We start from the raw sequence: 14,912 nt of genomic DNA on the forward strand, positions 1-14,912 counted from the left end.
TTATGTCAGGTCAAGGTTCGGGTTAAAAAACCGGGGCCGTCGCCCCCTCTTGCGGCTTCTACTCACTCAGTCCCCGTTGGTGAACGACCCCATGAAACACTGCTCCGCCTCGGCGTTGCCGATCATGATCAGTTCCGCGTCCGGGTCGATGGCGCTGCCTGGCGAGGGGTTGATGTTCAGGCGGCCCTTGCTGTCGATGGCGATCACGTTGCAGCCGGTCTTCTGGCGAATATTGCTTTGCTCCAGTGTTTTTCCGACCAATTTTTTAGGAGCGGGCATCTTGAAGATGTTCAACCCTTCGGACACCATCAAAGTGTTGTCCTGCAACAGGTAGTTCGTAATGCTGGTCACGCCCAGGGAGGCGTAGGACATCACCAGGTCGGCCCCGGCTCGGTGCAGTTTGGAGATGTTCCGGTCCAGCGTGGCCCGGGTGATGATCTGGATGTCCGGCCGAAGGCGACGACAATAAATGGTCAGATAGATGTTCATGTCGTCGTCGTGGGTGGTCACGATCACCGAGGGCGCGGCGTCGATGCCCGCCTTGCGCAGGGTGTCCAGATCCGCGGCACTGCCGTGGACGTACTCGTCTTCCGCGCCCTTGATGGCGCGAACATTCTTTTCCACGATCTTGTAGACCACGCCGCGAGCTTTGAGCGTATCCGCCGCTGCCCTGCCGACCCGTCCGCCGCCCAAAATCAGTACCGGGGCCTCGCTGGTCGCGTAGCCGCCGAATTTTTCATCATACATCGCCAACTGCTGATCCGACCCGGCCAGGACAAGGACGGTGGATGCGGAAATCATGGTGTCCGGCAAGGGCACCTTGTATTTGCCCCGCTCCCAAACCCCGGCCACGGTGATCCCGGTCAGTTCCCGCAACCGGCTTTCCAGAATGGTTTTCCCCTCTAACGAACTGCGCATGGCCGGGACTTCGGCGATGAGCAGCTCGTCGAACCGACCGATGATGTTCGCCCGCATGCTCACGCCAAGGACCCGCCGGGCCAGGGACTGCCCGAGCATCTTGGTGAACTGGTAGACATGGCTGCTGCCGGCCAGTTCCAGGATATCCACGGAGTCGTCGTCCGAGGCGTTGGAAACTATGGGCGTTTTTTCGCACAGTTCACGCAGGGTATAGACGATGTTGGTGTTGATCTTGTCCTCAGTGTGATTCACCACGATCAAGGCCGCCTTGTCCGCCTGAATCCTGCGGTACGTTTCAATATCATCCAACTCGCCGAGCACGACCTTGAAGCCCTGTTCATGCAACCCCTGGGCGGCTTGCTGCTCGCCGACCACCAGATAACTGTTTCGGCCGTACTGCTTCAGCTTGCCCACCAGGCTCAGGCAAATCGGATCGATGCCGACGATGATCACGTGATCCGCCGTATTCTCGGGAAGAGAGCGAATGGTCCGCGACTTGGACTGGGCTTCAAGCCAGGGGGCGTAAAAAAACTGAATGAAGGTGAAGGGCAGCATGACCAAAAGAAAAACCACGCCGGAAAGCAAAACCACAAGAGAAAATATCAACCCCAAATCCGTATGGAAGATGATGTCCCCAAACCCCAGAGTGCTCATGGTGACCAACGTCCAGTAGACGCCCGCCACCCAGGAATAGGAACGGCCCTCGTGATGGACCATGATCACGTGGAACAAAATGCTGTAAACCGTGACCAATGTCAGCAGGACCACGATAAACTTCACCAGAATCCGTAAGTCCTGCTTGGTTTTGTTTTTTTGCAGCAGGGCGATGATTTGGGAGGGAAGATACTTCATAAGAGAGTGAAAAGATCAAGATTCGTGACAGAGGAAAACTAATCGAGGATGAAAAACCGCACCACGTTGAGCCCGGTCCATATCTGAACCAGGGCCAGAAAAAGTACCGCGGCGTTGTTCATCCCGTGCAGTATGGGCAGCCTCTTATACTTTCCCTTGCGCCTGTCCAGCAGCAGACCGCTGACGAGCCCGAAGACCATCAGCGGCCCCATGGCCAGACCGACCAAATAATGATGCTGGGTATAGCCGGTTCCTCCCCAATAATGCGCCGTGACCGCGGCGCCGCCGATCAGGCCTGCCAGGAGAGCCGTCAGCGTAATCAGGCCGAGGGATACATGGCGTTTCCAAAGAAAGGACGCCTTTTTGCCGGAAAAAGCGGCCATGAGCCGCGGCCATCCCAGGTAAAAAACATACACGGCGAGAATGGTCGCCGCGAACTGCCAAAGCGGATGAATGTAGTAGACCATGAGGCACCTCAATGGTTGTTTTCAATGAGTTTTTTTCGACACACACGGACAAGGGCAGGAGGAAAGCCGTGGAGACGAGGACAATCCGGGGAGGACTGGGAAAATCTCAACTCACTCGGGCCTTGTCAAGGCGATTGTTTGGCCTTATCCCCAATCCACTCCGCGCATGGGCTGTTTTTGCCTTCCGGAGCAAAATGACCTATATTTTCTTTTTTCATTTTCATTGCCATCAATCTTTGAAGAGGAAACCATGATCGGTATATCAAAACTCTATTGCGGAACCATTGAGCCATCCGACGCACTGCGCTACGGTCGGCATTCCGGCAAACTGCCCTCACACCTACTCCAATTCTCCCAGGACAAAAAGCCCGTGGTGGTCTGGAACATGACCCGGCGCTGCAACCTGAAGTGCGTCCACTGTTACGCCCAGGCCGTGGATCCGGACGGCACGGATGAGATCTCCACGGCTCAGGCCAAGACCATGATCGACGACCTGGCCGCCTTCGGCTCTCCGGTGATGCTCTTTTCCGGCGGCGAACCCCTTGTTCGCAAGGATCTGGTGGAACTGGCCCACTACGCCGTGTCCAAGGACATGCGCGCCGTGATCTCCACCAACGGCACCCTGATTACCAAGCAGAAAGCCAAGGAACTCAAGGACGTCGGCCTGTCCTACGTGGGCATCTCCCTGGACGGCGGCGAGGAAGTTCACGACCGCTTCCGCGGCGTAACCGGATCCTACAAAAAAGCCCTGGAAGGCATCGCCAACTGTCAGGCCGAGGGGCTGAAGGTCGGCCTGCGGTTCACCATCAATAAGCGTAACGTCCAGGAAGTGCCGGTTCTCTTCGACCTGATCCGGGACTTGGAAGTCCCGCGGATCTGTTTTTATCATCTGGTCTACTCCGGCCGGGGCTCGGACCTGATGAACGAGGACCTGGATCACGGCCAGACCCGGGAAGTGGTCCACCAGATCATCGACCGGACCAAGGCCCTGTTCGACGCCGGGATGCCCAAGGAAGTCCTGACCGTGGACAACCACGCCGACGGGCCGCTGATTTATCTGCGCCTGCTCCAGGAAGACCCCAAGCGGGCCGAAGAGGTCCGGGAACTGCTCTCCTTTAACGAGGGCAACAATTCCGGTCGGGGCATCGGCTGCATCTCCTGGGACGGCCAGGTCCATGCCGACCAGTTCTGGCGCAACCACACCTTCGGCAACGTCCTGGAGCGACCATTCTCCGAAATCTGGATGGACCCGAACATCGAGCTGCTGGCCAAGCTGAAGGACAAGAAGGCCCACGTCACCGGACGGTGCGAGACCTGCCGCTTCCTGAGCGTCTGCGGCGGCAACTTCCGCGCCCGCTCCGAAGCCTACCACGGCGACATCTGGGCCCCGGATCCGGCCTGCTATCTGACGGACGAGGAAATTGCCGGGCCGGCCATTGCGTGACGCAAGGCTTTGACGAGACGCATTGCACCTCTCTTGATTCCAAAAGAAGACGGGATATTATGACCTTCCACAGAGGACGCCGCTTGCGGCGGACGGCCACGTTGCGCGGCTTGGTGCGGGAAACGACCCTTTCCCGCGACGACCTGATCCAGCCCTACTTTGTCGTGGATACGGACGACCCCAATTTCGTCAAGCCCATCGGGGCCATGCCCGGCCAGAGCCAGCTCGGCCTGGGCAAGCTGGTGGAGCGGGTGGGCCGGGCCGTTGACCTGGGGCTTGCGGCCTGCATCCTGTTCGGCATCCCCAAGACCAAGGATCCCACCGGCTCCCAGGGTTGGGCGGAAAACGGAATCGTGCAGCGGGCCGTAGCTGCCCTGAAGCGCTCCTACCCGGACCTGTGCGTGATCACGGACGTCTGCTTGTGCGAGTACACTTCCCACGGCCACTGCGGTCTGGTTTCCGGCGATGAGGTGCTCAACGACCCGACCCTGGAGCTGCTGGCCAAGGTCGCCCTGTCCCATGCCCGGGCCGGGGCGGACATGGTCGCGCCCTCGGACATGATGGACGGCCGGGTTTTGGCCATCCGCGAGGCCCTGGACCACGAAGGCTTCCCCCACCTGCCGATCATGAGCTACGCCGTGAAGTACGCCTCGGGCTTCTACGGCCCATTTCGGGAGGCCGCGGAAAGCCCGCCCCAATTCGGGGACCGCAAAACCTACCAGATGGACCCGGCCAACCGCCGGGAGGCCTTCCGGGAAGCCCTGGCCGACTTGGACGAGGGCGCGGACCTGCTGATGGTCAAGCCGGCCCTGCCCTACCTGGACATCCTCCGCGACCTGCGCGAAACCACGGACGTGCCCCTGGCCGCCTACCAGGTCAGCGGCGAATACGCCATGATCAAGGCCGCCGCCGCAAACGGCTGGATCGACGAACAAACCGTGGTCCTGGAAACCCTGACATCCATCAAGCGGGCTGGAGCAGACCTGATCTTGACGTATTTCGCCGAGAATGTGTTGGGCTGGCAAAAATGATAACAATCTCTAGGCTAAGGGTCTCGCTCAAAAGCGGTGTATTTTTCTAGGAGTTGCTTATGATGATCGAAGAAGTCACGACAAAAGCATTATGCCTGAAGCCTATAGAAAGAATTCATCTTGTAGAGACCCTTCTGGACAGTCTCAATCCTTCAGACAAGAGTATTGAACAAAAGTGGATTGAAGAGTCAGAAAGGAGATATCTGGCCTACAAGCAGGGAGTGCTTAAAGGCATATCCTTGGAACAAATCCGTGCAAGAATGGAACTATGAGTGTTATCCTCATCCCACCAGCAGATCAAGAGCTTCAAGATGCTGTCACCTATTACAACGGCGAGTTTTCTGGACTTGATGGCCAATTTTACGCATCTTTTCTTGATGCCGTAGATAGTATTGCCGCTAATCCTGAAATGTGGCGAAAGATCGGACAAAATACAAGAAGATGCAATATCAAGCGCTTCCCTTATCTCGTTTTATATGTTGTTGACAGTACGGACATATTGATAACGTGTATTGCCCATCAACATATAAACCCGGAATACTATATGACACGAATTTCCTGAATGTGCTCCACTCTTTGTAATTCATCCCCCATATTCTGAACACTATGCAGCACTCCCACTCCATGAATACAAATCAAAGCATCCCTCATGGCACCCGCTCTTCCAAGCATCCTTCCGAGCATCCGCAAGGCCATCCCATCGGCCATCCAAAAGGCCTCTCGGGCATGCCCAAAACCCTGCCCGACGGCTCGCCGCCCTGTCGGCTGATCGCCTGGGAGGTAACCCGGTCCTGCAATCTGGCCTGCAAGCACTGCCGGGCCGAGGCGCATATGGAGCCGTATCCGGGCGAGTTTTCCACCGAGGATGCCAAGGCGTTGATCGACACCTTCCCGGAGGTCGGGGACCCGATCATTATTTTCACCGGCGGCGAGCCCCTGCTCCGGCCGGACATCTTCGAGCTGGTCCGCTATGCCGACGCCAAGGGCCTGCGCTGCGTGATGGCCCCCAACGGCACCCTGGTCACCGCGGACGTGGCCCGGAAGATGAAAGAGGCCGGAATCCAGCGGGCCAGCATTTCCCTGGACGGGCCGGACGCCGCCAGTCACGACGTTTTCCGGGGGGTGCAGGGAGCGTTTGACGGGGCCTTGCGGGCCATCGAGCACTTCAAGGACGTGGGTCTGCCCTTTCAGATCAACACCACCGTAACCCGGAACAATCTGGGCCAGTTCAAGGAGATCTTCCATCTGGCCGAAAAGCTGGGCGCGGCGGCGTGGCACATTTTTCTGCTGGTGCCCACGGGACGGGGCGCGAACCTGGGCCGGGAGGTGATTTCCGGCGAGGAATATGAAGAGGTGCTCAACTGGTTCTACGATTTCCGCAAGACCACCAAGATGCAACTCAAGGCCACCTGCGCGCCCCACTACCACCGCATCCTGCGCCAGCGAGCCAAGGAAGAGGGCATTCCGGTGACCATGGACAACTTCGGCCTGGACGCGGTCAGCCGGGGCTGTCTGGGCGGCACGGGGTTCTGCTTCATCTCCCATACCGGCCAAGTTCAGCCCTGCGGCTATCTGGAGTTGGACTGCGGTCAGGTCCGGACCACGCCGTTTCCGGAAATCTGGAGAAAATCGAAACAGTTCCTGGAGTTTCGCGACCAGAAAACCTACCACGGCAAGTGCGGAGTCTGCGAATTTCACAAGGTCTGCGCCGGATGCCGGGCCCGGGCCCAGACCATGAGCGGCCATTATCTGGCCGAGGAACCGTTGTGTACGTATCAGCCAAAGAAGGCCGAACCGAAATAACCAGCACCATAACACCCCGAAGCGAAGCAGCCATGGACGCCATCGACAAAAAAATTCTGGACCTGATCCAGACCGACTTCCCCCTGGACCCGCGGCCCTACGCCCGGATCGGCGAACAACTCGGCCTGACCGAGGCCGAGGCTCTGGCCCGGGTGCGGGCCCTCAAAGGCAAAGGCATCATCCGCCGCATCGGAGCCAATTTTCAGTCCCGCAAGCTGGGCTGGACCAGCACCCTCTGCGCGGCCCAGGTTCCGGAAAGCAAGCTGGACCAGTTCACTTCCGAGGTGAATCGCCACCCCGGCGTGACCCACAACTACCTGCGCCAGCACATGTACAATGTCTGGTTCACCCTCATCGCCCCCAGCGTGGACAAAGTCCGCGAAACCCTGGCCGAGATCACGGCCAGGACCGGCATCGAAATCCTGAACCTGCCCGCGGAAAAGACCTACAAGATCAAGGTGGACTTTCCCATGACCGAGAACGACCAGGACTGAGGCCGCACCCGAACAAAAATCAAGGGGGAGCCTCAGAAGAGAGCTTCGGAAGGAGCTTTCAGGACGCTTCCCCATCCCAGCTTTTTTGCCATTCGTCCAAGCTGTCCAGAATAGCCACGATTCCTTCCAGCACATCCTCGGATTTGTTCTCCCCGCCGACACCATTCGTCCCACCCGGCTCGCCCCGGCCTTCCAGCCCATCGGCGTTCTTCTCTTCAGGCTGAGTATTCAGCAAACCGGAGACCCCCGTCCATTGATCGGAGTTCGTCTTTGGCATGATCTACCTTTCAGGTCTTTGCACACAAGGCATTGCTTCGAAATAGTTCAGAATTTATTGCCTTCTGAAGAATTGAATTATCCGCTTCCCTCAAGGCTCGCCGCTTATTCCTTGGCGTACCTGGCGCTTTGAGCGACCAACGGGAGCGGGGGGCTCGATTTTCCAACGAATTGCTACGGCCCGGCGGCTTCCACCCGCCAGATTTCGCCACCGTCAATGGCAACGTAAAGCGCGTTGTCCGGGCCCAGGACCAGAGCGCGCATGCGCTGCGACGGCAGGCCGGGGACGACGCTCGCCTCCATGGTCATGCCTTCCTCGTCCAACCGCAACAGCTCGATGCGCGCCCCGCGCAGAAACCCCACGGCCAGCCGCCCTTCCCAAGCCTCCCAGCGAGGCCCTTCCAGAAACACGCACGGTCCCATTCCCTCGGAAGCGCCGCGATTGTTCCAGGACGGTTCGAGGGCGTCGGGAAACCGGGCCAGATCCGTCATGGGCGTGGGCCTGCCCTCTGGGTTGTTGGAGGTGTATCCGCAGTAGTCGCTCATGCAGGACACCCCAGGCATGGGCGCGGGGTCCCAGCCGCCGTTGCCGCCCGGAGCAAGGGGCGTCACTTCGTCGTCATGTCCGGGACCGTGTTCGCAGGTAAAGGGCTGGCCCGTGTCGGGACGAAACGCGAGGCCCTGCACGTTGCGGTGCCCATAGGTGAAGATGCGCGGATCGCTTCCGACCGAAGTATTGTTGGCCGGAGTATTTTGGGCCGGGGTATTGTTCCCCGGCGCGGCGTTGCCGTCGCTGTCGACGCGCAGCACCTTGCCGCCCAGGCGGGAAAGATCCTGGGGCAGCGGGCCGTCGTGGTTATCGCCGGTGGCGACGTACAGATAGCCGTCAAACGGGCTGAACCGGATCCGGCCCCCGCTGTGCGCACCTGCCCGGCCCCAGCGGTTGAAGGACTGTTTGTAGGAAATATCGGTGATAATATCCACGCGGTCCGCGACAACGGCGTAGGCTTCGTCGACGATGAGACGCACGACGCGGTTGGTCTTACTCTCGGCGGCGTCCGAGGCCATGTACACGTAAACGCGGCGGTTCGCGGCGAACTCCGGATCCAGGGCCACGCCCAACATACCGCTTTGCCCCTGGCAGAAAAGGTCGTCCGCCTCCAGGACCGCGCCGCGTGTTCCGAACAAATGTCGAACCGTCCCATCCGGAGTGCGCACGGACAACCCGCGGCATTTTTCCGTGAACAGCATGACCCCGTCCGACGCAAAGGCCAAATCCCACGGATTGTTCAAGCCGGACATGATCACCGTACGATGAATTCGAGGTTCACCGGCATCCGCGACGGACTGATCGTGGCCGCAGTGGGCGTAAAAGGCTACGAGCAGGGCCGTGAGCAACAGGGACAGTACGTTTGTCTTCCGTTTCATGGATTCACCTCCGGAGCTTGAATAGAAATAGGAGTTGAAGTGGACCTGGTTACTGGGAGTTGCTTTTTCAAACGAGGGAACAGGGCGGACGAGACGGCGTGGACCTGCCTTGCGGACAAAACGTGATCAACCGCATACCCCTATGGAGCCTTCGGCGCATTCGCGTCCGTCGATCCAAGTGACCCCGCTGAGCTTGGCCCCTGTCAGGTTGGCTCGGGTCAGGGTTGCTTCAGTCAGGTTCGCTCCTCTCAGGTCGGACCAGCTCAAGTTGGCATTGCTCAGGTCGGCATTGCTCAGGTCGGCGCCCACCAGCCCGACGCCGTTGAGGTTGGCCCAACTCAGGTCGGCGTTGCGCAGATTCGCTTCGGTGAGGTCGGCCCTGTTCAGTCTTGCTCCGCTCAGGTTCGCTCCGCTCAAGTCGCACTTCGGACACTGGTTGCTCCCCCGCAATTGATCCAGGTCGGCTTGATCAAAAGCCTCAAGAGTTCCAATCGTGCTCAGGAGCAGGAAGACGGTGATGATCGGCGCGACAATGTGCATGGTCATTGATGTGTTCTTCTCCTGTATAGAGGCCCCCATATTTCGGACAGCAGTTGAAGATGGCGCCATCCAGGAAATCTACTATACTGGTTTAGGCTGAAAGTTGAATTTTTCCCATGATGCCTTTAGGCCGCCCTTTCTGGGCTCTTCCTTGTTTCACCATGACCAACCCAGGGCGTTGCCCTGGGCTCTGGCATGTCGCCCCTTTGGGGCTTCAGGCAAGCCCTGAAAGGGCGAAATACTACAGGCCAGGGCAACGCCCTGGAAAAATGCCCACCACCAAACATTCAGCCCTGAAGGGGCGGCCTAAAAGATGAAACACTCCCTCTTGGCACAGCAGCAAATTGAAACATTTAACCTCAATCAGAATAACTTAACCTAAGCCGGCACAGTCTCACACCCTGGTGTATTCCGCACAGTCCTCCTGAAACTCGGTGATTATTTCCTCGGTAAGGGTCGGTCGAAGCGAAGGGAGAATTTCCAAGAATGTCTCAGTGGTGACCAGATAATCATGTTGCAGGTTATACTCCTGTTCAAAGGCGTGCTGCCGTACCTTCTGAAAAAGATACTCGATGTCCGCCGGAGTGAAGAGCGGGGTGAGGGAAACCAATCTGTCCAGGTCGACAGTTCCGCAATTTGTGCGCGCGATATAGTGCTCGAATATGGTTTTACGTCCCTGCTCGTCCAGGCTGCCCACTGGAATGATGCAGTCGAAGCGGCCGGGTCTGAGCAGCGCCGCGTCCAGTTGCCGGATATAATTGGTTGCGCAAATGAGAAGATTTTTTCGATTCCTGGCTTTCAACAAAGGTACCTGCTTTAGGAATTCATTGGTGATGGACTTGTCAACCCGGGAAGCATGATCGCGGCTGCCCGCAATTTCCTCGAACTCATCAATGAAGACCACCGTCTCATCCAAGTCATATACCTTTTCCATGATTTTCTTCAGGTTGGCCCCCAACCGGTCTTGACCGTCCTCCATCAAAACGCTCGGGCTGATTTCGATGTACCACCATTGAAGGATGCCGGCGATGGCCTTGACGAAATGGGTTTTTCCCGTGCCCGGGGGGCCGAAAAAGATAATGGCCCTCGGCGGCGTAACACCATGCTTGCGGGCGAGATCTGCTTTTTGGAGAGTGCGGATAATCCTGTTATTCACCACCTGTTTCGGGGGTTGGGAGTCGGAAATGGTCTCCCAGACGGCCCGATCGACAACCTGCGCGCCGAGTTCCCGAAGACACTGGATACGTTTGCTCTCCCTGGCGTCCTTGGTAATGGGATCAATGTTTTCAATGAAGTCGATACATGCCAACTTGAGCCCAACGTCGCGTCCCAATCTTTCAGAAAGAACCCACTTGTGCTGGAGAATTCTGGACCAAAGCAAGGCGGCTGTTTCAGGTTCGAATTTCAGGCCGGTTGCGGCAAAAATTTGCGCTGCGTTATCCTCCTGATCAGAGACAGAACGGTCTTCCGGGGCATCCTCGCTGTGAAAATTCACAGCTTCTTTTGCGTCTGTTGATTCCTTTGCTCCATTGTTCATGTTCGTTCCTTCTGAAGGGTGTTTCTTATATAAAAGATTAACACTACGGCGAAACTTCATGCTTTGACCAGCAGGAGGCCTTGAGAGTTGCCCACGGAAAACACGGAAAAGCACGGATAAGCACGGATAAGCACGAAAAATCCTGGGAAGGATGGCATCTTGCCCTCGGCATTATCATGAGTTTCGGCGAAGTTTCCCTGGAGTGATAGGCTCGATGCACTTCGGTCCGTTTTCTCCTCCGGGCATCCCAACGGGATTCCGTCCCATAGCCCAAGTTTTCCCTGAATCTCGTGCCGACAAGAGCCTGGACTATTTCCTGTTGACGAAGGAGATGAGGCAATCCTGCATCAATGCTCCCGACTGCATGTCCATCCACGGGCTTTGGACCGTGACGTCCACCTCATCGCCCTTCCTGAACATGGCGGACTCATCGCTGACAATCACCTCCCGGAGGCCGTTCTGCGCCCTGTAAAACTCCACCACCGCGGCCACGGAATCGCTGGTGTGAAAAGCCGTGCCTTGCACGCCGAGTCCTTCTTTCAAGAATTGGGTGGCGCCGGGATGTTCCTTGGCGCCAGGATATACGTCCACCCCGAACTGTTCCGCGGCCAAAGCGAAGCAGGGCATGCATGCAACGGCAAGGATGAGGAAAGAACAGGCAAGTAATTTCGTTCGCATGACAGGGTCTCCTTGAAGTTTGAGGTGAGAAGGGACTGATTGCAAGACGACGAAAGCGGGCTGGACCTCTGAAACCAGCAAAAAGATCATTTTACGGATCATTGTCAGGTTCACTTTGACCTGTCAAACCGTGGCTCACCATCACACAGCGCTGAAAAATCCCCATCCTGCTTCCGCCCTGCCCCTTGCCTTGCTCTACCCGATGTGTTTCCTTGGCCCGACACATCCAAGGCAGAGCCACGGAAGACTCCCCGTCCCGGTTCACTTCATTACTCTTTGCCCAGGACCATCCATGACCGCCATTGACCACTGCGCTTTCCATCCCCACACCCGCCTGGACTACTGCCTGAACGACCTGCTCCCCATTCTGGAACAGGCCGGCGAACTGGACCCCGAACGGCGGCGGATCGTTCTGGGTCAGGCCCGGCAGCGGGATATCGCTCTTGATGATCCGCTGTCCGGGCTGGACCTGATTTTGGGGCTGAAGCTGACCCGGGCCAAGGCGCCTCGGGAGAGGCTGACCGAAGAAAGCGTGCTCCGGGCCGTGGCCAAGCGATTCGGTCTGGAGTTCAAGCGGCTGGACGTGCTGGAACTGGATCTGGAGGTCAGCACCCGGACCATTTCCGAGGGCTTTGCCCGGACCAATCTTCTGGTTCCGCTGCGCATCGTGGACGGCCATCTGGAAATCCTGGCCCACAATCCGTTTCACCCGGAACTCTGGGAGGACATGTGCCGGGTCACGACCCTGCCATTGCGCCTTTTCCTGGGCACCAGGGCCGAGATCACCCGGCTGATCGACGACTTCTACCAGTTCCGCCAGGCCGTGAAGGCCGCGGAACAGGAGTTCCTCAGCGCTTCGGAGTCCCTGGCCAACCAGGAACAGCGGGTCCGGGTCGGGGAGCGGTCGGATTCCGGCTCGCAGAAGCATGTCAGCAAGGCCGTGGACTATCTCCTGCACACGGCCCTGCGGGAGCGGGCCAGCGACATCCACCTGGAGCCCAAGCGCGATGCATCCCTGGTTCGGTTTCGCATCGACGGGGTGCTCCACCCTCTCTACCGCCTCCCCCTGACCGTGCATCAGGCCATGATCAGTCGGCTCAAGGGCCTGAGCCGCCTGGACATCTCCGAAAAGCGGCGGCCCCAGGACGGACGCGTCCAGCTCGTTTTGGACGAAATCCGGACCGATGTCCGGATTTCCACAATTCCCGTGGCCTTCGGGGAGAAGATGGTCCTGCGGCTGCTCTCCAGCGACACCACGCTGAAGAAGCTGGACGAACTGGGCATGGAGCCGGACCAGCTTGTCCTGTTCCGCTCCTTCCTGGCCCGCTCCAACAGTCTGGTGTTGGTCACCGGCCCCACGGGCAGCGGCAAATCCACCACCCTGTATTCGGCCATGAAGACCCTGGCCCATCCGGGCGTGAACGTACTCACCCTGGAGGACCCCATCGAGATGGTGGTGGACGAGTTCAATCAGATCGGGGTTCAGCCCAAGATCGGCGTGGATTTCGGCCAGGTGCTCCGGCACATCCTGCGTCAGGATCCGGACATCGTGATGATCGGGGAAATGCGCGACCTGAACACGGCCCATGAGGCGATCCAGGCCGCCCTGACCGGCCACCTGGTCCTCTCCACCCTGCACACCAACGATGCGGCCTCCTCCATCACCCGCCTGCTGGACCTGGGACTGGACGCCTTCCTGATCAACGCGGCCCTGGCCGGAATCGTGGCCCAGCGCTTGGTGCGCACCCTCTGCCCGCATTGCAAGGTGCAGGTCCGCGTTACGGAGGACCAGGCCGCGCTGTGGCGAGCCGGAGGGATGGACGCGCCGGAGACGATCTGGACCGGGCCGGGCTGCGAGTTCTGCCGCAATACCGGCTACCTCGGGCGCACCGGGATACATGAAGTCCTGCCCTTTGACGAGGAACTCCAAGACGCCGTGCGCCAAGACACGAACCTTACGGCCCTACGCCGCCTGGTCCGCTCCAAGGGCGTGGCCGGCTTGTTTCAAAGCGGGATCGTCAAGGTGCTGGCCGGGACGACCACCATGGACGAGGTCGTGCGCGTCACCGGCGGGGTGAACGGGTAGCACGCACTATCAAGTTTGCTTCCGGTCCCGCGCGCCCAGGTAGACCTTGGCCAGCCCGCCTTGTGCCGTTTCCCGGTACAGGCTGGGCAGGTCGTGGCCGGTTTGCTGCATGGCTTCCACCACCTGATCGAAGCTGATCAAATGGCGTCCGTCCGAAAGCAGGGCGTATTCCGCGGCGGCCAGGGCACGAATGGCCGCGAAGGCGTTGCGCTCGATGCAGGGCACCTGGACCAGCCCCAGGATCGGATCGCAGGTCAGCCCCAGGTGATGCTCCAAGCCGATTTCCGCCGCGTACTCGATTTGATGCGGCGACCCTCCCAAGAGCTGCGCCGCCGCGGCCGCTGCCATGGCGCAGGCCACGCCCACTTCTCCCTGACACCCCACCTCGGCCCCGGAAATGGAGGCGTTGTGCTTGACCACGTTGCCCACCAGCCCGGCCGTGGCCAGGGCCCGCAGCAGATACTCATCCTCCAGGCCCAAATCCCGTTGCAGATACGAAAGCACCGCGGGCAGGACGCCGCAGGAACCGCACGTCGGCGCGGTGACCACGAAGCCCCCGGCGGCGTTGTGCTCCGACACGGCCAGGGCATGGGCCGAGAGAAGTCCGGTCCGTCCGGCGGAGCGACGCAGTTGTTTGACCCGGGTCAAAAACCCCCGGGCCTTGCGTTGCAGGTTCAACCCTCCGGGAAGCGATCCTTCCTCATCCAACCCCGCGGCGATGGCCTCCTGCATCTTCAGCCAGACAAAGCCCAGATGGTCCCACAGGTCCGACCCTTCCACCGCCTCGGCCAGGGCCCAAAGAGGCTTGCCCCGGGACTCGGCCCAATCCAGGATTTCCTTCATGGTTGTCTGGGCATAGAGCTTCGGGGTTTCGGCCCCGCTTCGCCCGGCCTCCCGCAGCTCTCCGCCGCCGATGCTGAAGACGGTCCAGGATGCCAGGGAGCCGCCGTCCGCGGCCAAAGCCTCGAATAGCATACCGTTGGGATGCTCAGCCAGCGTCTCCTCGCTCCAGACCACGTCGCAAGGCAGAGGCATCACCCCCTGGACGACCGCCTGGTCCGTCAGGTGACCGCGTCCGGTCAGGCTTAAACTGCCGTACAGCGTGACCCGCACCCTGGCGGCTTGCGGATGACGAGCCCGAAACACTTCCGCGGCCCGGCGCGGCCCCATGGTATGACTGCTGGACGGCCCCATCCCATACCGGTACAATTCCCGCAATGACTGCATATCCGTTCCCCCTTCGTCGTCGATAATGATCGTCGCTGCCTTGTGGGACGATAAAGCAAGAACATGCCCTCCACAAGAAAAAAACTCCGAATCTCATGTAACGGTCTAAAAAAATTGCGATCCAACAACGC

The 14,912-nt window shown here is 59.2% G+C and carries 15 protein-coding genes; 7 read left to right on the top strand and 8 right to left on the bottom strand.

Annotated elements, in window-relative coordinates; all coding sequences use genetic code 11:
• Positions 1–66 precede the first annotated feature (66 nt).
• Together GY33_RS0112675 and GY33_RS0112680 are read right to left on the bottom strand one after the other, a co-directional pair.
• Positions 67–1,770 (bottom strand): potassium channel family protein, encoded by a 1,704-nt coding sequence (locus GY33_RS0112675; RefSeq protein WP_031387683.1) that lies wholly within the window; start codon positions 1,768–1,770, stop codon positions 67–69.
• Between the two features lie 38 nt (positions 1,771–1,808).
• Positions 1,809–2,237, bottom strand: a complete 429-nt coding sequence (locus tag GY33_RS0112680; RefSeq protein WP_031387684.1) for a DUF4079 family protein — start codon at positions 2,235–2,237, stop codon at positions 1,809–1,811.
• Positions 2,238–2,487: 250 nt separating this feature from the next.
• On the opposite strand from GY33_RS0112680, the gene ahbC reads away from it, so the two are divergent.
• From ahbC to ahbA, 6 genes are all read left to right on the top strand, one after another.
• Positions 2,488–3,681 (top strand): 12,18-didecarboxysiroheme deacetylase, encoded by a 1,194-nt coding sequence (gene ahbC, locus GY33_RS0112685; RefSeq protein ID WP_031387685.1) that lies wholly within the window; start codon positions 2,488–2,490, stop codon positions 3,679–3,681.
• A gap of 59 nt (positions 3,682–3,740) precedes the next feature.
• Positions 3,741–4,712: a porphobilinogen synthase gene (hemB, locus tag GY33_RS0112690; RefSeq protein WP_031387686.1), complete on the top strand. Its 972-nt coding sequence runs from the start codon at positions 3,741–3,743 to the stop codon at positions 4,710–4,712.
• Between the two features lie 59 nt (positions 4,713–4,771).
• The gene (locus tag GY33_RS0112695) at positions 4,772–4,984 is read left to right on the top strand and encodes an addiction module protein (RefSeq protein ID WP_031387687.1); all 213 of its coding nucleotides are present in this window, start codon (positions 4,772–4,774) and stop codon (positions 4,982–4,984) included.
• Positions 4,981–5,274 carry a type II toxin-antitoxin system RelE/ParE family toxin gene (locus tag GY33_RS20580; protein WP_084185153.1) on the top strand — a complete coding sequence of 98 codons (294 nt, stop codon included), beginning with the start codon at positions 4,981–4,983 and terminating at the stop codon, positions 5,272–5,274. The genes GY33_RS0112695 and GY33_RS20580 overlap by 4 nt, the downstream gene beginning before the upstream one ends.
• 62 nt (positions 5,275–5,336) lie before the next feature.
• Positions 5,337–6,515: a heme b synthase gene (gene ahbD / locus GY33_RS0112705; RefSeq protein ID WP_031387688.1), complete on the top strand. Its 1,179-nt coding sequence runs from the start codon at positions 5,337–5,339 to the stop codon at positions 6,513–6,515.
• A 32-nt stretch (positions 6,516–6,547) separates the two neighbouring features.
• Positions 6,548–7,009 (top strand): siroheme decarboxylase subunit alpha, encoded by a 462-nt coding sequence (gene ahbA, locus GY33_RS0112710; protein ID WP_031387689.1) that lies wholly within the window; start codon positions 6,548–6,550, stop codon positions 7,007–7,009.
• Between the two features lie 58 nt (positions 7,010–7,067).
• Here the strand turns inward: ahbA and GY33_RS0112715 are convergent, their stop codons facing one another.
• The 5 genes from GY33_RS0112715 to GY33_RS0112735 all read right to left on the bottom strand — a co-directional run bounded on the left by GY33_RS0112715 (position 7,068) and on the right by GY33_RS0112735 (position 11,468).
• Positions 7,068–7,286 carry a hypothetical protein gene (locus GY33_RS0112715; protein WP_031387690.1) on the bottom strand — a complete coding sequence of 73 codons (219 nt, stop codon included), beginning with the start codon at positions 7,284–7,286 and terminating at the stop codon, positions 7,068–7,070.
• Between the two features lie 173 nt (positions 7,287–7,459).
• Complete coding sequence (locus tag GY33_RS0112720; RefSeq protein ID WP_031387691.1) at positions 7,460–8,713, bottom strand: PQQ-dependent sugar dehydrogenase; 1,254 nt, start codon at positions 8,711–8,713, stop codon at positions 7,460–7,462.
• 126 nt (positions 8,714–8,839) lie between these two features.
• Positions 8,840–9,259, bottom strand: coding sequence for a pentapeptide repeat-containing protein (locus tag GY33_RS0112725; RefSeq protein ID WP_035272131.1), 420 nt, complete (start codon positions 9,257–9,259; stop codon positions 8,840–8,842).
• A 388-nt stretch (positions 9,260–9,647) separates the two neighbouring features.
• Positions 9,648–10,790, bottom strand: coding sequence for an ATP-binding protein (locus GY33_RS19260; RefSeq protein WP_051822602.1), 1,143 nt, complete (start codon positions 10,788–10,790; stop codon positions 9,648–9,650).
• 309 nt (positions 10,791–11,099) lie between these two features.
• Positions 11,100–11,468 carry a hypothetical protein gene (locus GY33_RS0112735; protein ID WP_031387694.1) on the bottom strand — a complete coding sequence of 123 codons (369 nt, stop codon included), beginning with the start codon at positions 11,466–11,468 and terminating at the stop codon, positions 11,100–11,102.
• Positions 11,469–11,760: 292 nt separating this feature from the next.
• On the opposite strand from GY33_RS0112735, the gene GY33_RS0112740 reads away from it, so the two are divergent.
• A complete protein-coding gene (locus GY33_RS0112740; protein WP_235185521.1) occupies positions 11,761–13,554 on the top strand; it encodes a GspE/PulE family protein in 1,794 nt (597 codons plus the stop codon).
• A 9-nt stretch (positions 13,555–13,563) separates the two neighbouring features.
• Here GY33_RS0112740 and GY33_RS0112745 read toward each other — a convergent pair whose 3' ends face one another.
• Complete coding sequence (locus GY33_RS0112745) at positions 13,564–14,781, bottom strand: L-serine ammonia-lyase, iron-sulfur-dependent, subunit alpha (protein ID WP_031387696.1); 1,218 nt, start codon at positions 14,779–14,781, stop codon at positions 13,564–13,566.
• Positions 14,782–14,912 lie beyond the last annotated feature (131 nt).

It is taken from the genome of Desulfonatronum thiodismutans, assembly GCF_000717475.1.
Classification (GTDB): domain Bacteria; phylum Desulfobacterota; class Desulfovibrionia; order Desulfovibrionales; family Desulfonatronaceae; genus Desulfonatronum; species Desulfonatronum thiodismutans.

What these genes read in the sequence shown, in the direction of transcription:
- GY33_RS0112675 (WP_031387683.1), bottom strand. Translation starts at nt 1,770, where the DNA reads ATGAAGTATCTTCCCTCCCAAATCATCGCCCTGCTGCAAAAAAACAAA.
- GY33_RS0112680 (WP_031387684.1), bottom strand. Translation starts at nt 2,237, where the DNA reads ATGGTCTACTACATTCATCCGCTTTGGCAGTTCGCGGCGACCATTCTC.
- ahbC (WP_031387685.1), top strand. Translation starts at nt 2,488, where the DNA reads ATGATCGGTATATCAAAACTCTATTGCGGAACCATTGAGCCATCCGAC.
- hemB (WP_031387686.1), top strand. Translation starts at nt 3,741, where the DNA reads ATGACCTTCCACAGAGGACGCCGCTTGCGGCGGACGGCCACGTTGCGC.
- GY33_RS0112695 (WP_031387687.1), top strand. Translation starts at nt 4,772, where the DNA reads ATGATGATCGAAGAAGTCACGACAAAAGCATTATGCCTGAAGCCTATA.
- GY33_RS20580 (WP_084185153.1), top strand. Translation starts at nt 4,981, where the DNA reads ATGAGTGTTATCCTCATCCCACCAGCAGATCAAGAGCTTCAAGATGCT.
- ahbD (WP_031387688.1), top strand. Translation starts at nt 5,337, where the DNA reads ATGAATACAAATCAAAGCATCCCTCATGGCACCCGCTCTTCCAAGCAT.
- ahbA (WP_031387689.1), top strand. Translation starts at nt 6,548, where the DNA reads ATGGACGCCATCGACAAAAAAATTCTGGACCTGATCCAGACCGACTTC.
- GY33_RS0112715 (WP_031387690.1), bottom strand. Translation starts at nt 7,286, where the DNA reads ATGCCAAAGACGAACTCCGATCAATGGACGGGGGTCTCCGGTTTGCTG.
- GY33_RS0112720 (WP_031387691.1), bottom strand. Translation starts at nt 8,713, where the DNA reads ATGAAACGGAAGACAAACGTACTGTCCCTGTTGCTCACGGCCCTGCTC.
- GY33_RS0112725 (WP_035272131.1), bottom strand. Translation starts at nt 9,259, where the DNA reads ATGACCATGCACATTGTCGCGCCGATCATCACCGTCTTCCTGCTCCTG.
- GY33_RS19260 (WP_051822602.1), bottom strand. Translation starts at nt 10,790, where the DNA reads ATGAACAATGGAGCAAAGGAATCAACAGACGCAAAAGAAGCTGTGAAT.
- GY33_RS0112735 (WP_031387694.1), bottom strand. Translation starts at nt 11,468, where the DNA reads ATGCGAACGAAATTACTTGCCTGTTCTTTCCTCATCCTTGCCGTTGCA.
- GY33_RS0112740 (WP_235185521.1), top strand. Translation starts at nt 11,761, where the DNA reads ATGACCGCCATTGACCACTGCGCTTTCCATCCCCACACCCGCCTGGAC.
- GY33_RS0112745 (WP_031387696.1), bottom strand. Translation starts at nt 14,781, where the DNA reads ATGCAGTCATTGCGGGAATTGTACCGGTATGGGATGGGGCCGTCCAGC.